The following is a 16323-nucleotide window of genomic DNA, read 5'->3' on the forward strand; positions in this document are numbered from 1 at the left end:
ATGCGGTTAAAGCCCCTATTAAATTCAATCGTTTTAACATTTGCGCTCGCTGCATCAAGCAGCGCTATTGCACAAACAGAGCTGAAATTACCAGATTTAGGCACTTCAGCTCTCCAAGTACTACCTATTGAAAAAGAGCAAGCGATCGGCGAAGTCATGATGATGCAGCTACGCTCGCGCTCCCCTGTGGTTGGCGATCCGGTACTTGAAGAGTACTTAACTAGCCTGGGCAATCGCCTCGTCGCCAATGCTAATGACGTACGCTTTCCATTTACTTTTTTTTGGATAAATAACAAAGATATTAATGCCTTCGCTTTTTACGGGGGCCACGTTGGTGTACATACGGGACTCATTGCGCAATCCGATAACGAGAGTCAATTAGCATCCGTTATTGGCCACGAAATTGCGCACGTTACCCAACGTCATTTAGCACGCCGCGTACAAAACGCAAAAGACAACAGCGCCTTGACCATAGCGGGGCTTATTACTGGTATTTTGGCAACCGTTGTTGCCCCAGATGCGGGTATCGCCATTTTATCCGCAAGCCAAACGCAATCATCGTTGAACCAACTAACGCATAGCCGAAAAGCGGAGCAAGAAGCCGACCGATTTGGTATGAATACACTACATAAAGCAGGCTTTGACCCCTATGCGGCCAGTGAATTTTTAACTAAGCTCTCGGATCAAATTCGCTTTAAAAATAAGCCACCCGCATTTTTGCTTACGCACCCGTTACCCGACAGTCGAGTATCGGACGTTAGACTTAGAGCACAACAATTCGAGAAAAAGCATTACCCCTCAAGCCTTTCCTACGCGTTGGCTAAAAGCCGTGTGCTTGCTCGATACTATTATTCCGAAGATGCTGGGGAAGCCTTTTTTAGAAACTCTTTAAAGCGCTCAGCAGAGCTCGACAAACGCGCCCTACAATACGGATTAGCAATTACGTTACTCGATCAAAAAAAATACGAGGAAGCTGGCAAATTATTGGATGAGTTGTTAGAAAAAGATCCAAATAACCTGTTTTATCTTGATGTGTATACCGATTATTTAATTGCGACAGAGCACTCAGACAAAGCCGTTGAGATGCTTCAAGCTCAACATCAACTTAGGCCCAATAACCAAGTTATCACACTGAATTATGCTAATGCCGCCATAAAAGCAAAACAGTATGAAGTTGCAGAGCAATTGCTTAAGATCTTTTTGCTTGAGAAACCAGATCATATCCTCGCTCGTGATTTACTCACACAAGCCTACGAAGCCCAAGAAAACAAGGCGGCTTACCATGAGTCAAAAGCGAGTGTCTATGCCCAGTACGGTGCATTTAATAAGGCAGCAGACGAAGTACAACGTGCACTCAATCATGTTGAAGACAAAGAAGATATCAAGCGTACAAGGTTAAAGGCACTACTTAGCCAATATCGTAATATGCAAAAAGAAATCGCTAAGCTGTAATGCTTAGCGATTGCTTACAGCGATAGTAGAAACCTATTTAAGCCAATTTTCTTGCACATCGCTTTTCGTCATCTCTACATTAAGCTATGATCCGTTTACATTACGACTTAGAGCAAAATAGAGCGAAATCATGTCAGTAGAAATCTATCACAACCCGCGTTGTTCAAAATCACGTGAAACCCTAGCTTTACTAGAGTCCAATGGCGTTAATCCTACCGTTATTGAATACCTAAAGACGCCAATTGATAGTGACACTTTGGCTAATTTACTTTCTAAACTTGGATTTAGTTCTGCTCACCAGCTCGTCCGCAGCAAAGAGACGCTCTACAAAGAGCTTGGACTATCGAAAGACTCGGACGAAGCGACACTGCGCACAGCCATGCTTGAAAACCCTAAACTGATTGAACGTCCTATCGTTGTCAAAGGTGACAAGGCAGCGATTGGTAGACCCCCAGAGTCAGTGCTTGATATCCTGTAATGAGTAAAATTCTTATTTTATACCACTCCAGTCATGGCTCTGTGGCGAATATGGCGCACGAATTTGCAGACACCATAGTGTCACAAGGCGGTGAATCCATAGTACGCGTTTTTGAGAAACGTCAAGACCATGATGTGGTCGTAACAAAGCAAGATTTAGTAGCGTGCGACGGTTTGGCGTTTGGCACTCCTACACGCTTTGGTATGATGGCAGCTCAAGCGAAAGCGTTTTGGGAAACCACCAGCGATTTGTGGCTTAAAGGCGCGCTCATCGATAAACCAGCCTGCGTATTTTCTTCTTCAAGCAGTATGCACGGTGGCAATGAGGCTACTCTACTCAACCTCTCTTTACCGTTATTACACCACGGCATGATGTTGTTAGGTATCCCCTATGATGTTCCAGAGCTTTTGGCGACCGAAATGGGTGGGACGCCTTACGGTGCAACACATGTTGCAGGCAGCCAAAACAATACCTCTCTCACTCAAACAGAAATCAAAATTTGTCGTGCAGCAGCGAGTCGACTGCTACGCGTCGCGGAAAAGTTAACATGAATGAAATTGCAAAAAAGCCCATCACTAGACGCTTTCAACTCTGTGCGCTAGTCGGGTATTTTGGTCTGTTGATCCTGATGCCACTGTGGCTCTTTGTGCTTGCACCAAGAGAAGGTTACAGCTTGGGCTTTGTCTTTGTGGTGTACGTTTTACCTTTATTACTCCCGCTTAAAGGTATTTTACAGGATAAGCCATACACTTATGCGTGGGCAAACTTTGTCGTGATGTTTTATTTTATCCACGGCTTTACCCTGTTGTGGACATCTCCTGACGAGCTAGTGTTAGTCCTGCTTGAGATTGGCTTTGCAACCTCCATGTTTATTGGTTGCACTTACTACGCAAGACACAGAGGCCAAGAGTTAGGATTGAAGATCCGCAAGTTAAAAGAAGACCTTGCTGACGAAAAAGCTGCTCACGAACATAAAGAGTCATAATCTCGCTTGCGTAACTCCATTAAAAAAGCGCAGTCTTCAATGAAGTAACTGCGCTTTTTTCGTATTCATGCCTTGGTATTATTTGATATGGTAAGCTACTGCAACGAGAGTACGGCTATCAACACCAATACTGAAAACAATACCTGCACACCAATACTAAGCCAAGCTAACGCATTTACCCCGATGAGTGACCAAGGTGTTGAGCTATTCGGGTATAGAGGGTTACTGCGTTTTCGTCTCGCAAAAACAAAAATTGCGATAGAAGCAGCCGTAGTGACAAGTGTTGCAATGGTTTTTTCATCAACCTCATCAGTAAAAAATAAAAATAACTGAAGTGGTAGCAAAATAGCAGCAAAGGCATAAAGAATATGGACGGTTTTAATTTTTTGATACTTTGCCTCGTTAGAAAGCTCGATAATACCGTGCTGTTCAAATGTTTGCTTAGAAGTAAGCCCCTGATTTTTCATAGCTACACGGTAAGGAGTGTCGCCATGAATATCCGCAAGCGTCGGGTCATCACCATGTTCAAAAATCATTTCGATCATAGCAGCAGAGTTCGATGCCGCCGCATAGTGCATTAAGTTCCTGCCCGACTCGTCCAATTCATTTACTTTATGGTGCGGCAACATAGTTTCAACCGCACTCACAAAACCATTTTCAACCGCCAACATAATGGCAGAGCGCCCGCTGCTATCTCTTGCCGTTCCTTTCGCGCCCTGCGTTACTAGCGTAATAATCGCTGATTGCTTCACCTGTTGCTGGGTTAGCTGGAACAATAGCGCTTGTTCCAAAAGACCCGTCACTTCATCTTTGTCACACATAGCGCAAAGGAGCTCAAAAGTCTGCTGTCCATCCAGCAAACTATCCGTTGCTAGTTTAGCAGTAGCTGCTCGGTCAAGCAGACAAGTATCAATATGCGTCAATAGTGCCGTATGTGTTGCCTCCGAGCTGTTGCACCACAGAGCAACAATTTCTTTCGCGCTAAATTTAAGCCCTTTCTCCAATAGCCATATCAGCGTTTTTTCATAATGTTTGTCATAGAGCAGCTCTACAAACGATAAACTTTGCTCTTGTGCCTGAGCTTGAATGTTAGAGTACTGACCAAGACGCTGAATAAGTGTTTTTATTAGCTCATCCTGATCAGTATCATTTTCCTCAATGTGTTGAATTACGCTATTAACGTATTGACGCTGTTTATCGTCATAGTCATCAATATGCTGAAAATAACAGGCTTCGAACGGCTCTAGCGGTCGTAACCAAGCGAGATAAAATAAAGGAGGTAGAACAGTGGTCGTTACGCCCTGCTCATCTTTCATTTGTTGGCAATTCGGCCATGCCTCTATGGCATCTAGAATGTAAGCACCGTTTTGTTCGATTAACCCCTTTAACAGCATGGGATACTGGGCAGGCCAAATTAACACTTGTTCCATGAATGCGCTATTATCCTCAGAATGTAAATATATGCAGCATAATTATCGCGAAATGACTAGGTGGTGAATAATATCAACAGTCGCGCTAAAATGCTCACCTATTTCAGGACAAATTTAAAAAATAGGGCTTTTTTAAGGAGCTAGAATGGGCAATCAATTAGAGACATGGCAAGTGATCTTGATCATTGTTGGCGTGTTAGGGGTGATTTGGAGCAATATTGCGTTGTTAAAGTATTCCGCCAAATTTGAAATGAAAAAGAAAATCGACGAGCAGACGGCGCCTTTTGACAAAGATAAGGCAACGCCCAAAAACAACACGCCTCAAAACAATCCAAAAAAGGATGAAGATTGAAGCATGTTGCGACGTTAGACGTGCTGACTAATCATTCATCCACATTTGAAGTTTAATCGCACATCATAAGGCTTACCGAGCGCACCATCGGCTATTCCTCCACCTATGGTCATTGCAGCCCCTGCATCATCGACACTATTTCGACCAAAAATCCACATCGCCATACCGGCAGCCTCAACGGCGTTAGCTACGCCTTTTTGCGTGATATAAGTACTCTCAGGCGTATCACTGTTATAAATGATATCTAGATTCACAACATACGCGACCATATCGGCTTGTTTGCAATAGTGTCTGGCCTGCTTTAATGCCTCTTTACTCCCCGCATCACGACTGTCGGAAAATAACATAATATTATGCACACCATCAGACGATGGACGCACATCATCATGATGAGCACACCCGGATAACCAAACCGCTAAACCAACACTTAATAGAATTCTTTTCATCACACTCTCCTATTCATTAAGCGCAAGCTTAAGGGTTATTTCGGTTTAGTTCCGTTAGTCATTGTTTAAATTTGTAATAAGCGACACAATTGATCAATCGTTGAGGTCACTTAACTTCCACGTCTACCCAAACTAAACGGTGATCGGAGCTGGCATGACGACTTTCCACTAAACGGAATAATTCGTCTTCTTTGCTTGGCCAGAAAACCCCGCTGCTAAGTACTTGAAAGCCGAACTTGGATGGCAATACGTAATCTACACGCGCTCCCCAATGGGCGGTATAACTACGACTCTCACTTTCCTTGCTATGTTCACTTCCCCCTTTGCTTTTTGGCGTAAAGTTCGAGAATACTTTAGGGTTATCTAATAATTCTTCTATCACACCGGGTCTATGTTTATCCCCTGTATCGGCAGCATTTAAATCACCGACAATGACAAATCGTGTATCATTTTTAAGGCCACCTTTAACGCCATTATCATCATAAATGTACTGGCTACGTTTAGGGTCAATATAATCGGCCATTAAGCGGATCTCATCGTGATTTCTGTTACCATTCCTATCCTCTTCACCATCAAAGACAGGGGGCGTTGGGTGCATCGCCAACAGGTGAAACAATTTACCATTCACTTCAATTGGCAGATCCCAGTGAGATTTTGAGCTTAGTCTCAAGCTTTGCCACTCTTGCTCACTATACCAAGGCTGCCTCGTCGTCGGATCTATTGTCACCATATGGTTTGGCATATCTTTCCAAAGAAATGTCTGCATAGTTCGGGCCTGTTCTTTTTTAATCGGGTACTTTGACAGTATAACCATCCCATATTGCCCCTCATATAAACCAAACCCTTGGGCATCACCGCCATAGCTAGATTGCTTACCGTCATTATCTAAATCATACGGTGTTGGTAATCCAGTATTGACTGGCGCGATGTAGAAATAAGGGTACGATATAGGCTGCTGATCCGCTTGAGGTTGCGCTAGATAGTTATTTACGAATGCCAGTACACCTTTATTTGGTTCAGCGATGTAATCAAATTCATTGAGTAGAATCACATCTGGACGAACACGCTGAATGATTTCTGCAATATTTTTGATTTGTTGATGTTGACCATTCTGTAGTAATTTACTGAGCTTTTGAGAGTCCAGCGCTTGCCCTTTTTGTTGATAGTTCGTTGCTTCCATACTGACATTAAAGGTAGCAACACGAAGTGTTTGTGCACTTACGACCGTTGTCATTAATAAAAAAAGTAGACCTAGGTATTTCATAGACTTGCCTTAAAAAATTGTGATAAATCCCGCGTCGACTATTTTATTCATAATCCTTTGAAAAACGGAAATTATCTCGACAGATTCAAACGATTTAATGTTGGCAAGTTAGCAAAGAGCAGTTAAAGTTAAGTGATTAACTGCCTTGTACTGCCAATGTGAAATTTGTGAGTATTTTAAAACGATTACACCTCATCACCACAAACCAAGACACCACATTTGAAGAAAAAGTGACGGCGCTGCTTACACTTGGCCTTGATGTATTTGAGCTTGATATTGCAATCGTCAGTGAAATCCAAGCTGATGTATACACAGTAAGGCATGTGATCACTCCAGATAATTCTTTGTTAGCAGGTACGGATTTTGAACTGGCAAACACCTATTGCTGGCACACTTTACAAGCTGACAGCGCACTGTCTTTTCATCACGCTGGTACCAGTGAAATTGCCACTCACCCTTGCTACGCAAACTTTGGCCTAGAGAGCTACATTGGTGCGCCGATCATTGTTGATGGTAAACGCTATGGGACCGTCAACTTTTCCGCATCCAGTGCCAAAGCTCAGGCATTCAGTCAAGAACACTTAGATTATGTGAGTTTATTAGGTCAATGGATTGGTGTTGAAATTTCTCGGCAAAAGGCGTTAAAAAAAATACAACACCGCTCACAAGCATTAGCAGCGATGAGCCGCCTTGCTGATATTGGCTCATGGGAAGTCGATTTTAGAAAGAACAAAGTGTATTGGAGCCAACAAACGCGACTCATTCATGGCGTTGATGATAACTTTACACCAACACTCGACAATGCCATCAGCTTCTATAAACCCGGCGTTCACCAAGGAAACATTAAACAAGCAATAGACGACGCCATCACCTCCAAAACCAAATGGGACATAGAATCCATTATTATTGATGCCAACGGCAACGAAAAGTGGGTCGCCTCTCACGGTCAAGGTGAATATGAAAATGGCGAATGCGTTCGGGTTTTTGGAGCAATTCAAGATATTGATGAACAAGTCAAAATGCGTATTGCATTAGAGCAAAAGCGCGAAGAAGCGGAGCAACTTCTTAAGACCCGAAGTGAATTTATCGCCAAAATCAGCCATGAATTAAGAACCCCGCTGAATGGCTTAGTCGGCATGCTGCAAGCGTGCCGAAAAGAAACCGACATAAAAGAAATCAAGAGTAACCTGAGCGTCGCAGTCAACAGTGCAGATATGTTGATCACATTGATAAACGACGTATTAGACTTCAGTAAGTTAAATAGTAACAACCTGAAGCTAGACAATACCGCGTTTGATCTTCATCAACTAATCGAACAAGTTGTAGGCCTGTATAGCCCAGCCTGTCGCGAAAAAGGGCTTTCAATCAATTTCCATATTCATAACCAAGGCACAAATTGGCTCTATTCAGATCCGACTCGAGTTAAACAAATTATTGCAAACCTCGTGAGTAACGCCATCAAATTTACACCAACGGGTAGTATCGATATTTATGCCGACGTACTGGGTAGTGAAACTTCACCAGTTCTACAATTAAGCGTCTCAGACACAGGCATTGGGATTGCCAAGACCAATCAAGTACATCTTTTTCAGCCATTTAGCCAAGGCGATGCCAGTGTAAGTCGGCATTTTGGTGGTACTGGTCTTGGCCTTTCAATCGTATTTGAGCTTTGTAATTTGTTGCAAGGCGAAGTACAGGTAGAAAGTGAGTTGGGTAAAGGAAGTTCCTTTATCGTTACCTTCCCTATAGAGTTTGCAGACGAAGCCGACGACGTACAAGAGCAAAAGACTGAAGAGCAGCATATTTCCTTATCAGAATGTAAAATCCTGCTTGTAGATGATAATCAAATCAACGTACTGGTGATGGAAAAGTTACTAAATCAGTTTGGTGCAACGCACATTGACAAAGTTTATAACGGTGAGCAAGCCGTAAAATCATGCCAAGACAAAACCTTTGATATTGTGTTTATGGATTGCGTCATGCCGATTATGGATGGCTTTGAAGCCACTCGCAGTATTCGTAGGCTTGCAAAAGATAAACGCCAAGGGCCGCATATTATTGCGTTGACTGCCAATACTTCTGAGTCCGATAAGGCAGCCTGTTATGAAGCCGGCATGAATAACTTTCTGTCTAAGCCAATTCAGCTTGACGCACTAAGAGGCGCGCTTGAGCCCTTCACGCAATAAAAAAGGAGCTTGACCTCGCTCCTTTCGTGTTGTGACGTAGCGGTATTATTCCGCTGCTTTTTCTTTGCTCGCTTTAGTGCCGTTACTGCTCTTCTTCGATTGACCAGTGCGGTTAAAGATCCCTAAGCGAATTCGAATAAAGTGTAAAATCTCTCTCGCCACATCAATGTCTACAGCCTGTTCAAGCCCTTCAAAACCTGGACTTGAGTTTGCTTCACAAATTTTAAAATGCTCTTCATCGAATAATAAGTCGATGCCAGCAACATCTAGATTCAGGATATTAGCGGTTTGTGTTGCTAGCCATTCGATTTCAGGGGTGATCGGGTGTGGGCTACCTTTTGCACCTAAACTGACGTTGGCCTTAAAGTTCTTACCGCCAGAATTGCGCTCCATACAAGCGACAGCACGGCCACCGATGGTCAATACACGTAAGTCTCGACCATGACTCGACTTCACAAAACGCTGCAAAATGATATTCGCTTTTGGATTTGTCGCTTCAATGAGTTGCATCAAATCATCAAATTCACCGCGTGATTTAGACAAAAATACGCCGCTGCCCTGCGAGCCTGATAGCGTTTTAATCACGACCGGGAAGCCTATTTGCTTCTCTACCAGTTCAATATTTACAGGGAACTTAACCAACATAGTTTTTGGTGTTGGTAAATTTTGCTCTGCAAGGATCTGCTGAGCATACAGCTTATCTTTTACGGTTTCGATAGACTGTGAAGAGTTAAAACAATGTACGCCTAAACGTTCAAGGTGACGGATAATCGCAAGCGTAAAGTAAGTCGTGCCTGCACCCATACGCGGCAGTACAAAGTCAGGTAACGCAACCGGCTGACCATCAATCAGAATACTTTCTTCATCTTCTCTGGTTACCAATAGATCGAATTGATCAGGTGAGTAAACTTGAAGATCAATACCTTCTTCCTTTGCCACCGCCATCAATCTATCTATTTCATAAATTTCAGGTTTTAACAAACTGGCAGAGTCTTTGTAAATGATCCAACCGCGCATACGAATTGCCCCTTGAGTAGCGGAATAAGAGGAACGCTGTCGACACGAATCGTTAAGTGAAAACACCTAAGTAGGCTCGTGTATCACCGCCCCCCAAACAAAAGCGCGATTATGTGGACTCACCCGAAAACAGTACAGCAAAAAAAATTTATCGACACAATCTAAAAAACTACTCACGATTTTCAAAGTAAGATTGTGTCCCGTGAGCTTCCAAGGCGCTCTCAATACGTTTTAACGCCAGTTTGTATACAGCATCTCGCATCTCAAGCCCTTCATCACTTCGCAGCTGCCACGCCGCTTCGAACGCACTCGATAAATATTGCGCCAATTTATCTTGCACAGTTTGCTCGTCCCAAGCCTCTCCTTGGCGATTCTGACACCACTCAAAATAGCTTACGATGACACCGCCAGCATTAGCTAAAATATCAGGGATCACTATCACGCCCTGCTGATGCAAGATTTCGTCGGCGTCCGCCTCAATGGGTCCATTGGCAATTTCGACAATATACTTTGCCGATACTGCTTTGGCGTTATCTCGAGTGATTGCGCCGGATAGCGCTGCGGGCACCAAAATGTCCACATCCAGCGCAAGCAGCTCTTCATTACTCAGCACTTTGTGTTCAACGCTTTCACATACTGAATCATTACAGTACACGGCTTTAAGCGCCTTGTTGCGTTGCTTTTCTTGATAAATGCTTTCTATATCTAAGCCATCTTTACAGTAAATCCCGCCTTTTGAATCGCTTACTGCAACAACTTTATAGCCCGCTTGCTGCAACAGCCTTGCACAGTGATAGCCACCATTACCAAAGCCTTGAATAGCTACCGTTTGTTCGACTTTATTCCAATTATTTTTTTCACTAAGCCGCTCTATCATTAAAAATGCACCACGACCCGTGGCGGACTCTCGCCCTTCACTCCCTCCAAAAATAAGCGGTTTACCAGTGATCACTGCAGGACTTTTTTTACGGACGATTTTCTCGTATTCATCCATCATCCAACCCATGATCCTGGCATTGGTGTACACATCCGGTGCGGGAATATCTTGATCGGGTCCAATAAAATCAGCATTAGCTCTAATATATGCTCGAGCAAGGCGCTCAAGCTCCATGGGACTCAGTGATTTAGGGTCAACGGTTACGGCACCTTTGCCACCACCAAATGGTACGCCAACCGCGGCACACTTTAGCGTCATCCAAAGGGCTAAAGCTTGCACCTCACTCATATCAGATTCTTGGTGAAAGCGTATTCCGCCTTTTGTTGGACCTAGCAAATCATTGTATTGACAACGATATGCCTTAAAATAGTCAAGCTTACCGTCATCACGACGAATTGAGATATTGCTCGACAGCGTTCTTTGCGGCTGGGCTAACGCTTGATAGGTAGACTCGTTAATTCCTGTTTTTTCGACTATATGATTTAATCTTTTCAACGCGTCTTTTAGTAGATCCGTACTCATCCTTTCCTCGCTTATTTTTTAATTCAACAAGTAATTGTATGAGTGCACAGCGCAAAAAGATCAAGTCAGCCTATCGGGATTAATGATTATGCAATTTCCTCTAAAAAGTAGGAAGGTGCATCGTTTGGCGCTAATAAAAAGCATTGTTTCTTCGCTCTGGTTAATGCCACATAGAATAAGCGCCGCTCTTCTGCGTCAGGAAATGCCCCTTGTGCTGGTAAAAGCGCATCGACAAATGCTGGCGTTTTTACCTGTGACGGAAAGTTTCTATGCTTGAGACCAAATACTATCGTAAAGTCTGCTTCAGTCCCTTTAGCACCGTGAAAGGTGTTATGTGAAATAATAAGCTCGGGATAGAGCTGCTGCCACTGCGCAATCTTTGATTTATCAGGTAATGCTCTGTGATTTCTCGCCAGTAGGGCAACGGAAGCTTTTCCTTCGTTGCGCTGCTCGATAAGATTGAGCAGTTGTTGCGCCTGTGACAATTCGTCATCCACCATAACTTTTACCACACCCTGCCCTGCCACGCCGGTGGTGTGAGAAGTGATATGCTTGGTTATTTGTTCTGGATTGCGGCAAATAAACTCACTCGCCGTGTCTAAAATGGTTTGAGGATAACGGAATGTTTTATCCAAGTATGTGGTCGTCGACTTACCAAAATACCGAGTAAATTCGGTAGTTAGGCGCATATCTCCACCACTAAAGCGATAAATAGCTTGCCAATCATCACCAACGGCGAACAATTGCGATCCGGCTTTTTTATCCAGCAGCACCTGAATGAGCTTTGCCCGCACACGGGAGATGTCTTGAAATTCGTCGACCAAGATGAATTTCCATGGTGGAATAAACTGACCAGACTCGACGTAATAAATAGCCCGCTCCAGCATGTCATCGAAATCGATGCTAGATTCATTGCTTAAATACAACTGATATTCCGCAAGAACAGGCATGACCACACTCATTTGATTGCTAAATTGCGTCAGCAGTTGCTCAACCTCCCCCATGATTTGAGCATGCTTCATCAATGGTAATACCTGACTTATCAGGTCTATCGCCTGTGACGCTTGCTGTGTACTCGAACTTTTCAGAAATAGCGCAAAGTCTCGCTCAAAGTGGCTTTCTTGTCGCAACGACAGCACTGTGTCTGCAATAAATTGTTTAAATAGTTTTTTATCCGTTGCTAGATTTGAAATTGTCGGCTTTGCCCCGGTAACCGCTTCGATGATCTGCATGCCAAGCGAATGAAAGGTAGAGCAATTTAAAGTATTACAGAGAGGCTGACAGCGCTGACGCATCTCCGTCGCAGCATCATTACCATACGCAAGCAATAACAGCTCATTCGCCTGAGCTAATTTGCGATGCAAGAGATACCCAACTTTGGCCTTGATAACGCTTGTCTTACCCGTACCTGCGCCAGCAAGCAGTAATTGCCTGTCATCCTGGATCACACAAGCCTTACGCTGAGCTATTGTAAGGGGATTTGATTCAATGCTGTCAAAATAGTTAGCGTCTTTTGCCAAGTAGTATTCGACAAAAGCAGACTGAAACTCCGAAACCTCACGCTCATTCCAAAGTGCAATTTCTCGCACTGTTGCTAATTGAGGCTTTAACGAACTTGGCACGATATTGTCATCTAGGTGCTGCCAGCTGGACCATAAGGCACTGCAAACATGACACACTAGACTTTGATTATGATGACTAAGATATCGACGCGTTAATAACTGCTCAATTTTACGAGCTTTGACTTGCAAGTGCTTGCCATGGTGTAAAATCCACAGTCGTTGCAATTGTTGCACTAACTCATCTGCACCTTGATTTTTAACACTTAACACATAGGTCTCGTGACCCTGTTTAAACAGGACTTTTTGAGCAAGCCAACCACGCAGAGGTGCTGGCGGGACTGTCATAGCGCTAAAGGGAATGAAACTGTCAGCTGTTTTCGACTTAAGGTGAAGGCCTTCTTTCGTACACTTGGCACCACGTACCCCATAAAACAGCCGACTAAAGAGATGTAATGCTATCAATTGGTAAATCAGACAAAGTAATTCCGTTGCGACCATGCTAGCACGAAACCCAAAAACGCGCTTAATGAAATTTTGTCATCGCTATTTATTTTTTATTAATTTCAATGAACTAATCTAATACCTAGCTAACAGATTGTGCGACTCAATATTTGAGAAGGCAGGCGAATGAAGCCTGCACATTAACATATCACGCAGCTGTTATTGTAGTTAGCTTTGTCTTAGCCGCTAACGTTGCTTTACCAACCAGCACGAGCACCACTGCACCAATAATCACAGGCGTAAATAAAAAGCTCCAGCCCTCTAGTGCCAACATGATCAGTATTGGATTCGCGCCAGCCGGTGGGTGGGTGGTTTTTGTTACTAACATACTGAATACGCCAAGCCCCGTTGCTAATGCCAAAGTGAATTCGTTAACACCGATATACTGCGCAAAAATAATCCCGATTGTAGCGGTAATGATATGTCCAAAGATGACATTTTTAGGCTGCGCAAGTGGACTTTCAGGCACACCAAATACCAGCACCGCCGTTGCGCCCAAAGGTGCCATTAAAAAAATATGCTCAGCACTTATCGTTTGACTAAACGCCAATATTGCAATTGCGATAAACGCCCCCGCTCCAGCAATTAAAGCAAGTTGTATTTCTCTCATTGTATTCTTTCCCTTTCCAAAAAGTAGACCAATCTGTCTACCCCGCAAATGGTAGACAAATTGGTCTACTTCTGTCAACCTATAATCACGCTAATAAACATGGCTGGCTGATGAGTACAAAAAGACAACAACTGATCGATTGCGCAATGAGACTGTTCTATCAACATGGCATTCATGCCATTGGTATTAATGAAGTATTAAAGTCATCTGGTATTGCTAAAAAAACCCTGTACAACCATTTTGAGAGTAAAGAGGCGCTGGTGCTTGCAACACTTGAGCAGCGCCATCACCTATTTATATCTTGGTTATCTCGTTGCCTCGAAAATGCTCAAACGAATGAACAGCTCACAGAGCAGCTATTTTCAGCACTAGATCACTGGATTAATAATAAAGTGGAGGTGCTAGGCGATTTCCGTGGTTGTTACTTTATCAACACGGCGGCAGAATTTGGTGAGCTCACCAGTCCAATTAATCAACTATGCCAGAGGCACAAACTTGCGGTAAAAGCGTTACTTAAACAATCGCTCAACGACGCTGATGATGCCGCTGTCGAGCGCCTGTTTCTATTGAGCGAAGGGATTATTTCAACGGCCTATACCTGTCACGATACGGGCGTGGCCAAGCGGGCACTCAAGAATTAAGATATTTTTCCACCTCTGTAAAGCAAGATGCAAACTTGCTTGGCACAAACTCGATAATGTCATACCGAGCCACTTCGGCGACATAAAAGGGATCTTGACGAACAATGTCAAGTAGCTCAGCTTCACTACTCGCCTTTGCCAAAATAACCCCACCAGTTCGTGGGATTTTTCTGCCAGAAGCGATAAAAGTGCCATTGGCATAAAAACGTTCTAAAAACGCAATGTGAGGGGCAAGCAGCGGCTCTACCTGTTCAATTTCGGTAACATAAGTAAGATTAACAATAAATATTGAAGCTGACATTAAGCTATTTTCCTGTGTGATTATGGTTCTGATTTGGGTGCTTTTTTACGTTGTTCTTGTTTGGCTTTCGCGACATTTTTAAAAACGGGTGGTGGAATAGGAAAAAGAGAAATGAGCGGCATTAAAGCCAAAAATAGATAGGCGCCTTTTGGCATTTTTTTGGCCCATAGCACGACCTTAAAAAGTAAAAAGGACGCGATAAAAATCGCCGCAAATAACAACAATACTTCTGTGATCCCTATATCCATTATTATCTTCTCATCTATTTAACCTGAGGTTTGGATAACGAATGTTCTAACTCATTACTGCTAAAACACAACTTAGTTCTTCTCCTTGTCTAGCCAGAGAGTTTTAGGGGAAACAAGGCGAATTTACGCACCAATAGCTGGCTATTGGAAGTGGATTCAACGCAGTTAGCGCTAAAACTGGCTGCTAGAAAGGCATTGATTATCCACAGCTCAGGTTACTCAATAAGCTTGATATGGAGATAAAATGGGTAAAAAGCAAGCGACGTAAAATAATACCAACTTGCTTAATTAAGTGGTCTATTTTGAGGCGAGAAAATCTTGTCGATAACTAGGCAAAAATTTTGCTATTTAGTTGTTCTAAATGAGGAATTTTTAACGCTGTTAGCGTCAGATTTACTCCTTCAAATTGAGCAAGTATTAAGTCAAATTGGTATAAACTAAGATACGAACGAAAAAAGGCCCTGTGGGCCTTTGGATTTTAGTTACTTTGGGATAATCTGCGATCAGTACAGCATCGCAGAAACTGTGCTGTGATTATCAATCGCCATCGCGATACTTAGGACTGTGATATTGACTATTGAGAATGCAAATACTTGCCTCGCCCAACCATGTAAATCTAAGTCTCTTTGGTATCCTTTTAGCGCCATCAATAACCACCAAAAACTGGTTGTACAGGCCACCGCCATAAATGCTATGCCGGTATAACCGCTAAGCGGCAGTAACATCACCACGAGTGCATAAATGGCAATATACAAAACAATATGATGCTTAGCCTTTTCAACACCTTGCGCAACTGGCAACACTGGAATATTCGCGACCCGGTAATCTTCAAAACGGAAAATCGCAATGGCGTAAGAATGTGGCATTTGCCAAAGACAAAACATCAATAATAAAATGGCAGCGCCAGAGTCAAACACCCCGCTAACCGCGCAGTAACCAACCACAGGAGGCACTGCCCCTGATAGGCTACCAACCACCGTGCCATACACTGAGTTTCGTTTCATGTATAAGCTGTAAACACCGACATAAATAAAAAAACCAAATGCGGCAAAACTCAGCGCAATCCAATTGGTGAAATAGGCTAAGAGCCCAAAGCCAGATAATCCGAGTACCAGACTATGTGACAGTGCAGCAACTGAGGAAATTTCCCCAGTTACTGTCACGCGAGTTTTAGTGCGAGCCATTGCCGCATCGATATCCCTGTCGATGACATTGTTAACTACACAACCTGACGCAACGACCAAAGATAGCCCTAGTAGAGTCAAGGCAAATAGCAGCCAATCAACTTCACCTCGAGAGGCCAATAAAAAGCCTCCTGCGACTGAAATCAAGTTTCCCATAATGATCCCAGGTTTTGTCACCTGAAAATAACGACGCAGCATGACTACTCT

At 43.4% G+C, this 16323-nt stretch carries 17 protein-coding genes; 7 read left to right on the forward strand and 10 right to left on the reverse strand.

All coding sequences use genetic code 11. The features are described from left to right. From NO992_RS18075 to NO992_RS18090, 4 genes are all read left to right on the forward strand, one after another. On the forward strand, positions 1-1452 hold the full coding sequence (locus NO992_RS18075) for a M48 family metalloprotease (RefSeq protein WP_371379606.1): 1452 nt from the start codon (positions 1-3) through the stop codon (positions 1450-1452). A gap of 130 nt (positions 1453-1582) precedes the next feature. Next, positions 1583-1930: an arsenate reductase (glutaredoxin) gene (gene arsC, locus NO992_RS18080; RefSeq protein ID WP_010375508.1), complete on the forward strand. Its 348-nt coding sequence runs from the start codon at positions 1583-1585 to the stop codon at positions 1928-1930. Next, positions 1930-2481 (forward strand): NAD(P)H:quinone oxidoreductase, encoded by a 552-nt coding sequence (wrbA, locus tag NO992_RS18085; protein WP_253107021.1) that lies wholly within the window; start codon positions 1930-1932, stop codon positions 2479-2481. The genes arsC and wrbA overlap by 1 nt, the downstream gene beginning before the upstream one ends. Then, on the forward strand, positions 2478-2915 hold the full coding sequence (locus tag NO992_RS18090) for a DUF2069 domain-containing protein (RefSeq protein ID WP_010375505.1): 438 nt from the start codon (positions 2478-2480) through the stop codon (positions 2913-2915). The genes wrbA and NO992_RS18090 overlap by 4 nt, the downstream gene beginning before the upstream one ends. Before the next feature lie 95 nt (positions 2916-3010). On the opposite strand, the gene NO992_RS18095 is transcribed toward NO992_RS18090, so the two are convergent. Continuing rightward, positions 3011-4345 (reverse strand): ankyrin repeat domain-containing protein, encoded by a 1335-nt coding sequence (locus tag NO992_RS18095; RefSeq protein WP_371379610.1) that lies wholly within the window; start codon positions 4343-4345, stop codon positions 3011-3013. A gap of 145 nt (positions 4346-4490) precedes the next feature. On the opposite strand from NO992_RS18095, the gene NO992_RS18100 reads away from it, so the two are divergent. Then, positions 4491-4697 carry a DUF2897 family protein gene (locus tag NO992_RS18100; RefSeq protein WP_017218874.1) on the forward strand — a complete coding sequence of 69 codons (207 nt, stop codon included), beginning with the start codon at positions 4491-4493 and terminating at the stop codon, positions 4695-4697. 35 nt (positions 4698-4732) lie between these two features. Here NO992_RS18100 and NO992_RS18105 read toward each other — a convergent pair whose 3' ends face one another. Next, positions 4733-5143 carry a hypothetical protein gene (locus NO992_RS18105; RefSeq protein ID WP_017218873.1) on the reverse strand — a complete coding sequence of 137 codons (411 nt, stop codon included), beginning with the start codon at positions 5141-5143 and terminating at the stop codon, positions 4733-4735. Between the two features lie 106 nt (positions 5144-5249). Beyond that, a complete protein-coding gene (locus NO992_RS18110; protein WP_371379614.1) occupies positions 5250-6407 on the reverse strand; it encodes an endonuclease/exonuclease/phosphatase family protein in 1158 nt (385 codons plus the stop codon). A 167-nt stretch (positions 6408-6574) separates the two neighbouring features. Here NO992_RS18110 and NO992_RS18115 point away from each other — a divergent pair, with 167 nt between their 5' ends. Further along, positions 6575-8593 (forward strand): ATP-binding protein, encoded by a 2019-nt coding sequence (locus NO992_RS18115; protein WP_371379617.1) that lies wholly within the window; start codon positions 6575-6577, stop codon positions 8591-8593. A gap of 45 nt (positions 8594-8638) precedes the next feature. Here the strand turns inward: NO992_RS18115 and NO992_RS18120 are convergent, their stop codons facing one another. From NO992_RS18120 to NO992_RS18135, 4 genes are all read right to left on the reverse strand, one after another. Further along, positions 8639-9610: a RimK family alpha-L-glutamate ligase gene (locus NO992_RS18120; RefSeq protein ID WP_010375495.1), complete on the reverse strand. Its 972-nt coding sequence runs from the start codon at positions 9608-9610 to the stop codon at positions 8639-8641. Between the two features lie 169 nt (positions 9611-9779). Continuing rightward, positions 9780-11069, reverse strand: coding sequence for a Glu/Leu/Phe/Val dehydrogenase (locus tag NO992_RS18125; RefSeq protein WP_371379620.1), 1290 nt, complete (start codon positions 11067-11069; stop codon positions 9780-9782). A gap of 86 nt (positions 11070-11155) precedes the next feature. Next, entirely contained in the window at positions 11156-13129 is a 1974-nt protein-coding gene (locus NO992_RS18130) for a UvrD-helicase domain-containing protein (RefSeq protein ID WP_371379623.1), read from the reverse strand. Between the two features lie 151 nt (positions 13130-13280). Then, entirely contained in the window at positions 13281-13742 is a 462-nt protein-coding gene (locus NO992_RS18135) for an HPP family protein (protein WP_010375489.1), read from the reverse strand. 110 nt (positions 13743-13852) lie between these two features. Between NO992_RS18135 and NO992_RS18140 the strand changes: the two genes are divergently transcribed. Then, positions 13853-14383, forward strand: a complete 531-nt coding sequence (locus tag NO992_RS18140) for a TetR/AcrR family transcriptional regulator (RefSeq protein WP_371379627.1) — start codon at positions 13853-13855, stop codon at positions 14381-14383. Here the strand turns inward: NO992_RS18140 and NO992_RS18145 are convergent. From NO992_RS18145 to cyoE, 3 genes are all read right to left on the reverse strand, one after another. Next, positions 14373-14684, reverse strand: a complete 312-nt coding sequence (locus tag NO992_RS18145; protein WP_017218864.1) for a YciI family protein — start codon at positions 14682-14684, stop codon at positions 14373-14375. The two genes, NO992_RS18140 and NO992_RS18145, sit on opposite strands and share 11 nt — an antisense overlap. A gap of 20 nt (positions 14685-14704) precedes the next feature. Beyond that, positions 14705-14932 (reverse strand): hypothetical protein, encoded by a 228-nt coding sequence (locus NO992_RS18150; RefSeq protein ID WP_045965424.1) that lies wholly within the window; start codon positions 14930-14932, stop codon positions 14705-14707. A 503-nt stretch (positions 14933-15435) separates the two neighbouring features. After that, on the reverse strand, positions 15436-16314 hold the full coding sequence (cyoE, locus tag NO992_RS18155) for a heme o synthase (RefSeq protein WP_045965423.1): 879 nt from the start codon (positions 16312-16314) through the stop codon (positions 15436-15438). Positions 16315-16323 lie beyond the last annotated feature (9 nt).

Origin of the sequence: Pseudoalteromonas sp. DY56-GL79, from assembly GCF_041414765.1 — a bacterium.
In the GTDB taxonomy this organism is placed as follows: Bacteria; Pseudomonadota; Gammaproteobacteria; order Enterobacterales; family Alteromonadaceae; genus Pseudoalteromonas; species Pseudoalteromonas piscicida.

What these genes read in the sequence shown, in the direction of transcription:
- NO992_RS18075 (WP_371379606.1), top strand. Translation starts at nt 1, where the DNA reads ATGCGGTTAAAGCCCCTATTAAATTCAATCGTTTTAACATTTGCGCTC.
- arsC (WP_010375508.1), top strand. Translation starts at nt 1,583, where the DNA reads ATGTCAGTAGAAATCTATCACAACCCGCGTTGTTCAAAATCACGTGAA.
- wrbA (WP_253107021.1), top strand. Translation starts at nt 1,930, where the DNA reads ATGAGTAAAATTCTTATTTTATACCACTCCAGTCATGGCTCTGTGGCG.
- NO992_RS18090 (WP_010375505.1), top strand. Translation starts at nt 2,478, where the DNA reads ATGAATGAAATTGCAAAAAAGCCCATCACTAGACGCTTTCAACTCTGT.
- NO992_RS18095 (WP_371379610.1), bottom strand. Translation starts at nt 4,345, where the DNA reads ATGGAACAAGTGTTAATTTGGCCTGCCCAGTATCCCATGCTGTTAAAG.
- NO992_RS18100 (WP_017218874.1), top strand. Translation starts at nt 4,491, where the DNA reads ATGGGCAATCAATTAGAGACATGGCAAGTGATCTTGATCATTGTTGGC.
- NO992_RS18105 (WP_017218873.1), bottom strand. Translation starts at nt 5,143, where the DNA reads ATGAAAAGAATTCTATTAAGTGTTGGTTTAGCGGTTTGGTTATCCGGG.
- NO992_RS18110 (WP_371379614.1), bottom strand. Translation starts at nt 6,407, where the DNA reads ATGAAATACCTAGGTCTACTTTTTTTATTAATGACAACGGTCGTAAGT.
- NO992_RS18120 (WP_010375495.1), bottom strand. Translation starts at nt 9,610, where the DNA reads ATGCGCGGTTGGATCATTTACAAAGACTCTGCCAGTTTGTTAAAACCT.
- NO992_RS18125 (WP_371379620.1), bottom strand. Translation starts at nt 11,069, where the DNA reads ATGAGTACGGATCTACTAAAAGACGCGTTGAAAAGATTAAATCATATA.
- NO992_RS18130 (WP_371379623.1), bottom strand. Translation starts at nt 13,129, where the DNA reads ATGGTCGCAACGGAATTACTTTGTCTGATTTACCAATTGATAGCATTA.
- NO992_RS18135 (WP_010375489.1), bottom strand. Translation starts at nt 13,742, where the DNA reads ATGAGAGAAATACAACTTGCTTTAATTGCTGGAGCGGGGGCGTTTATC.
- NO992_RS18140 (WP_371379627.1), top strand. Translation starts at nt 13,853, where the DNA reads ATGAGTACAAAAAGACAACAACTGATCGATTGCGCAATGAGACTGTTC.
- NO992_RS18145 (WP_017218864.1), bottom strand. Translation starts at nt 14,684, where the DNA reads ATGTCAGCTTCAATATTTATTGTTAATCTTACTTATGTTACCGAAATT.
- NO992_RS18150 (WP_045965424.1), bottom strand. Translation starts at nt 14,932, where the DNA reads ATGGATATAGGGATCACAGAAGTATTGTTGTTATTTGCGGCGATTTTT.
- cyoE (WP_045965423.1), bottom strand. Translation starts at nt 16,314, where the DNA reads ATGCTGCGTCGTTATTTTCAGGTGACAAAACCTGGGATCATTATGGGA.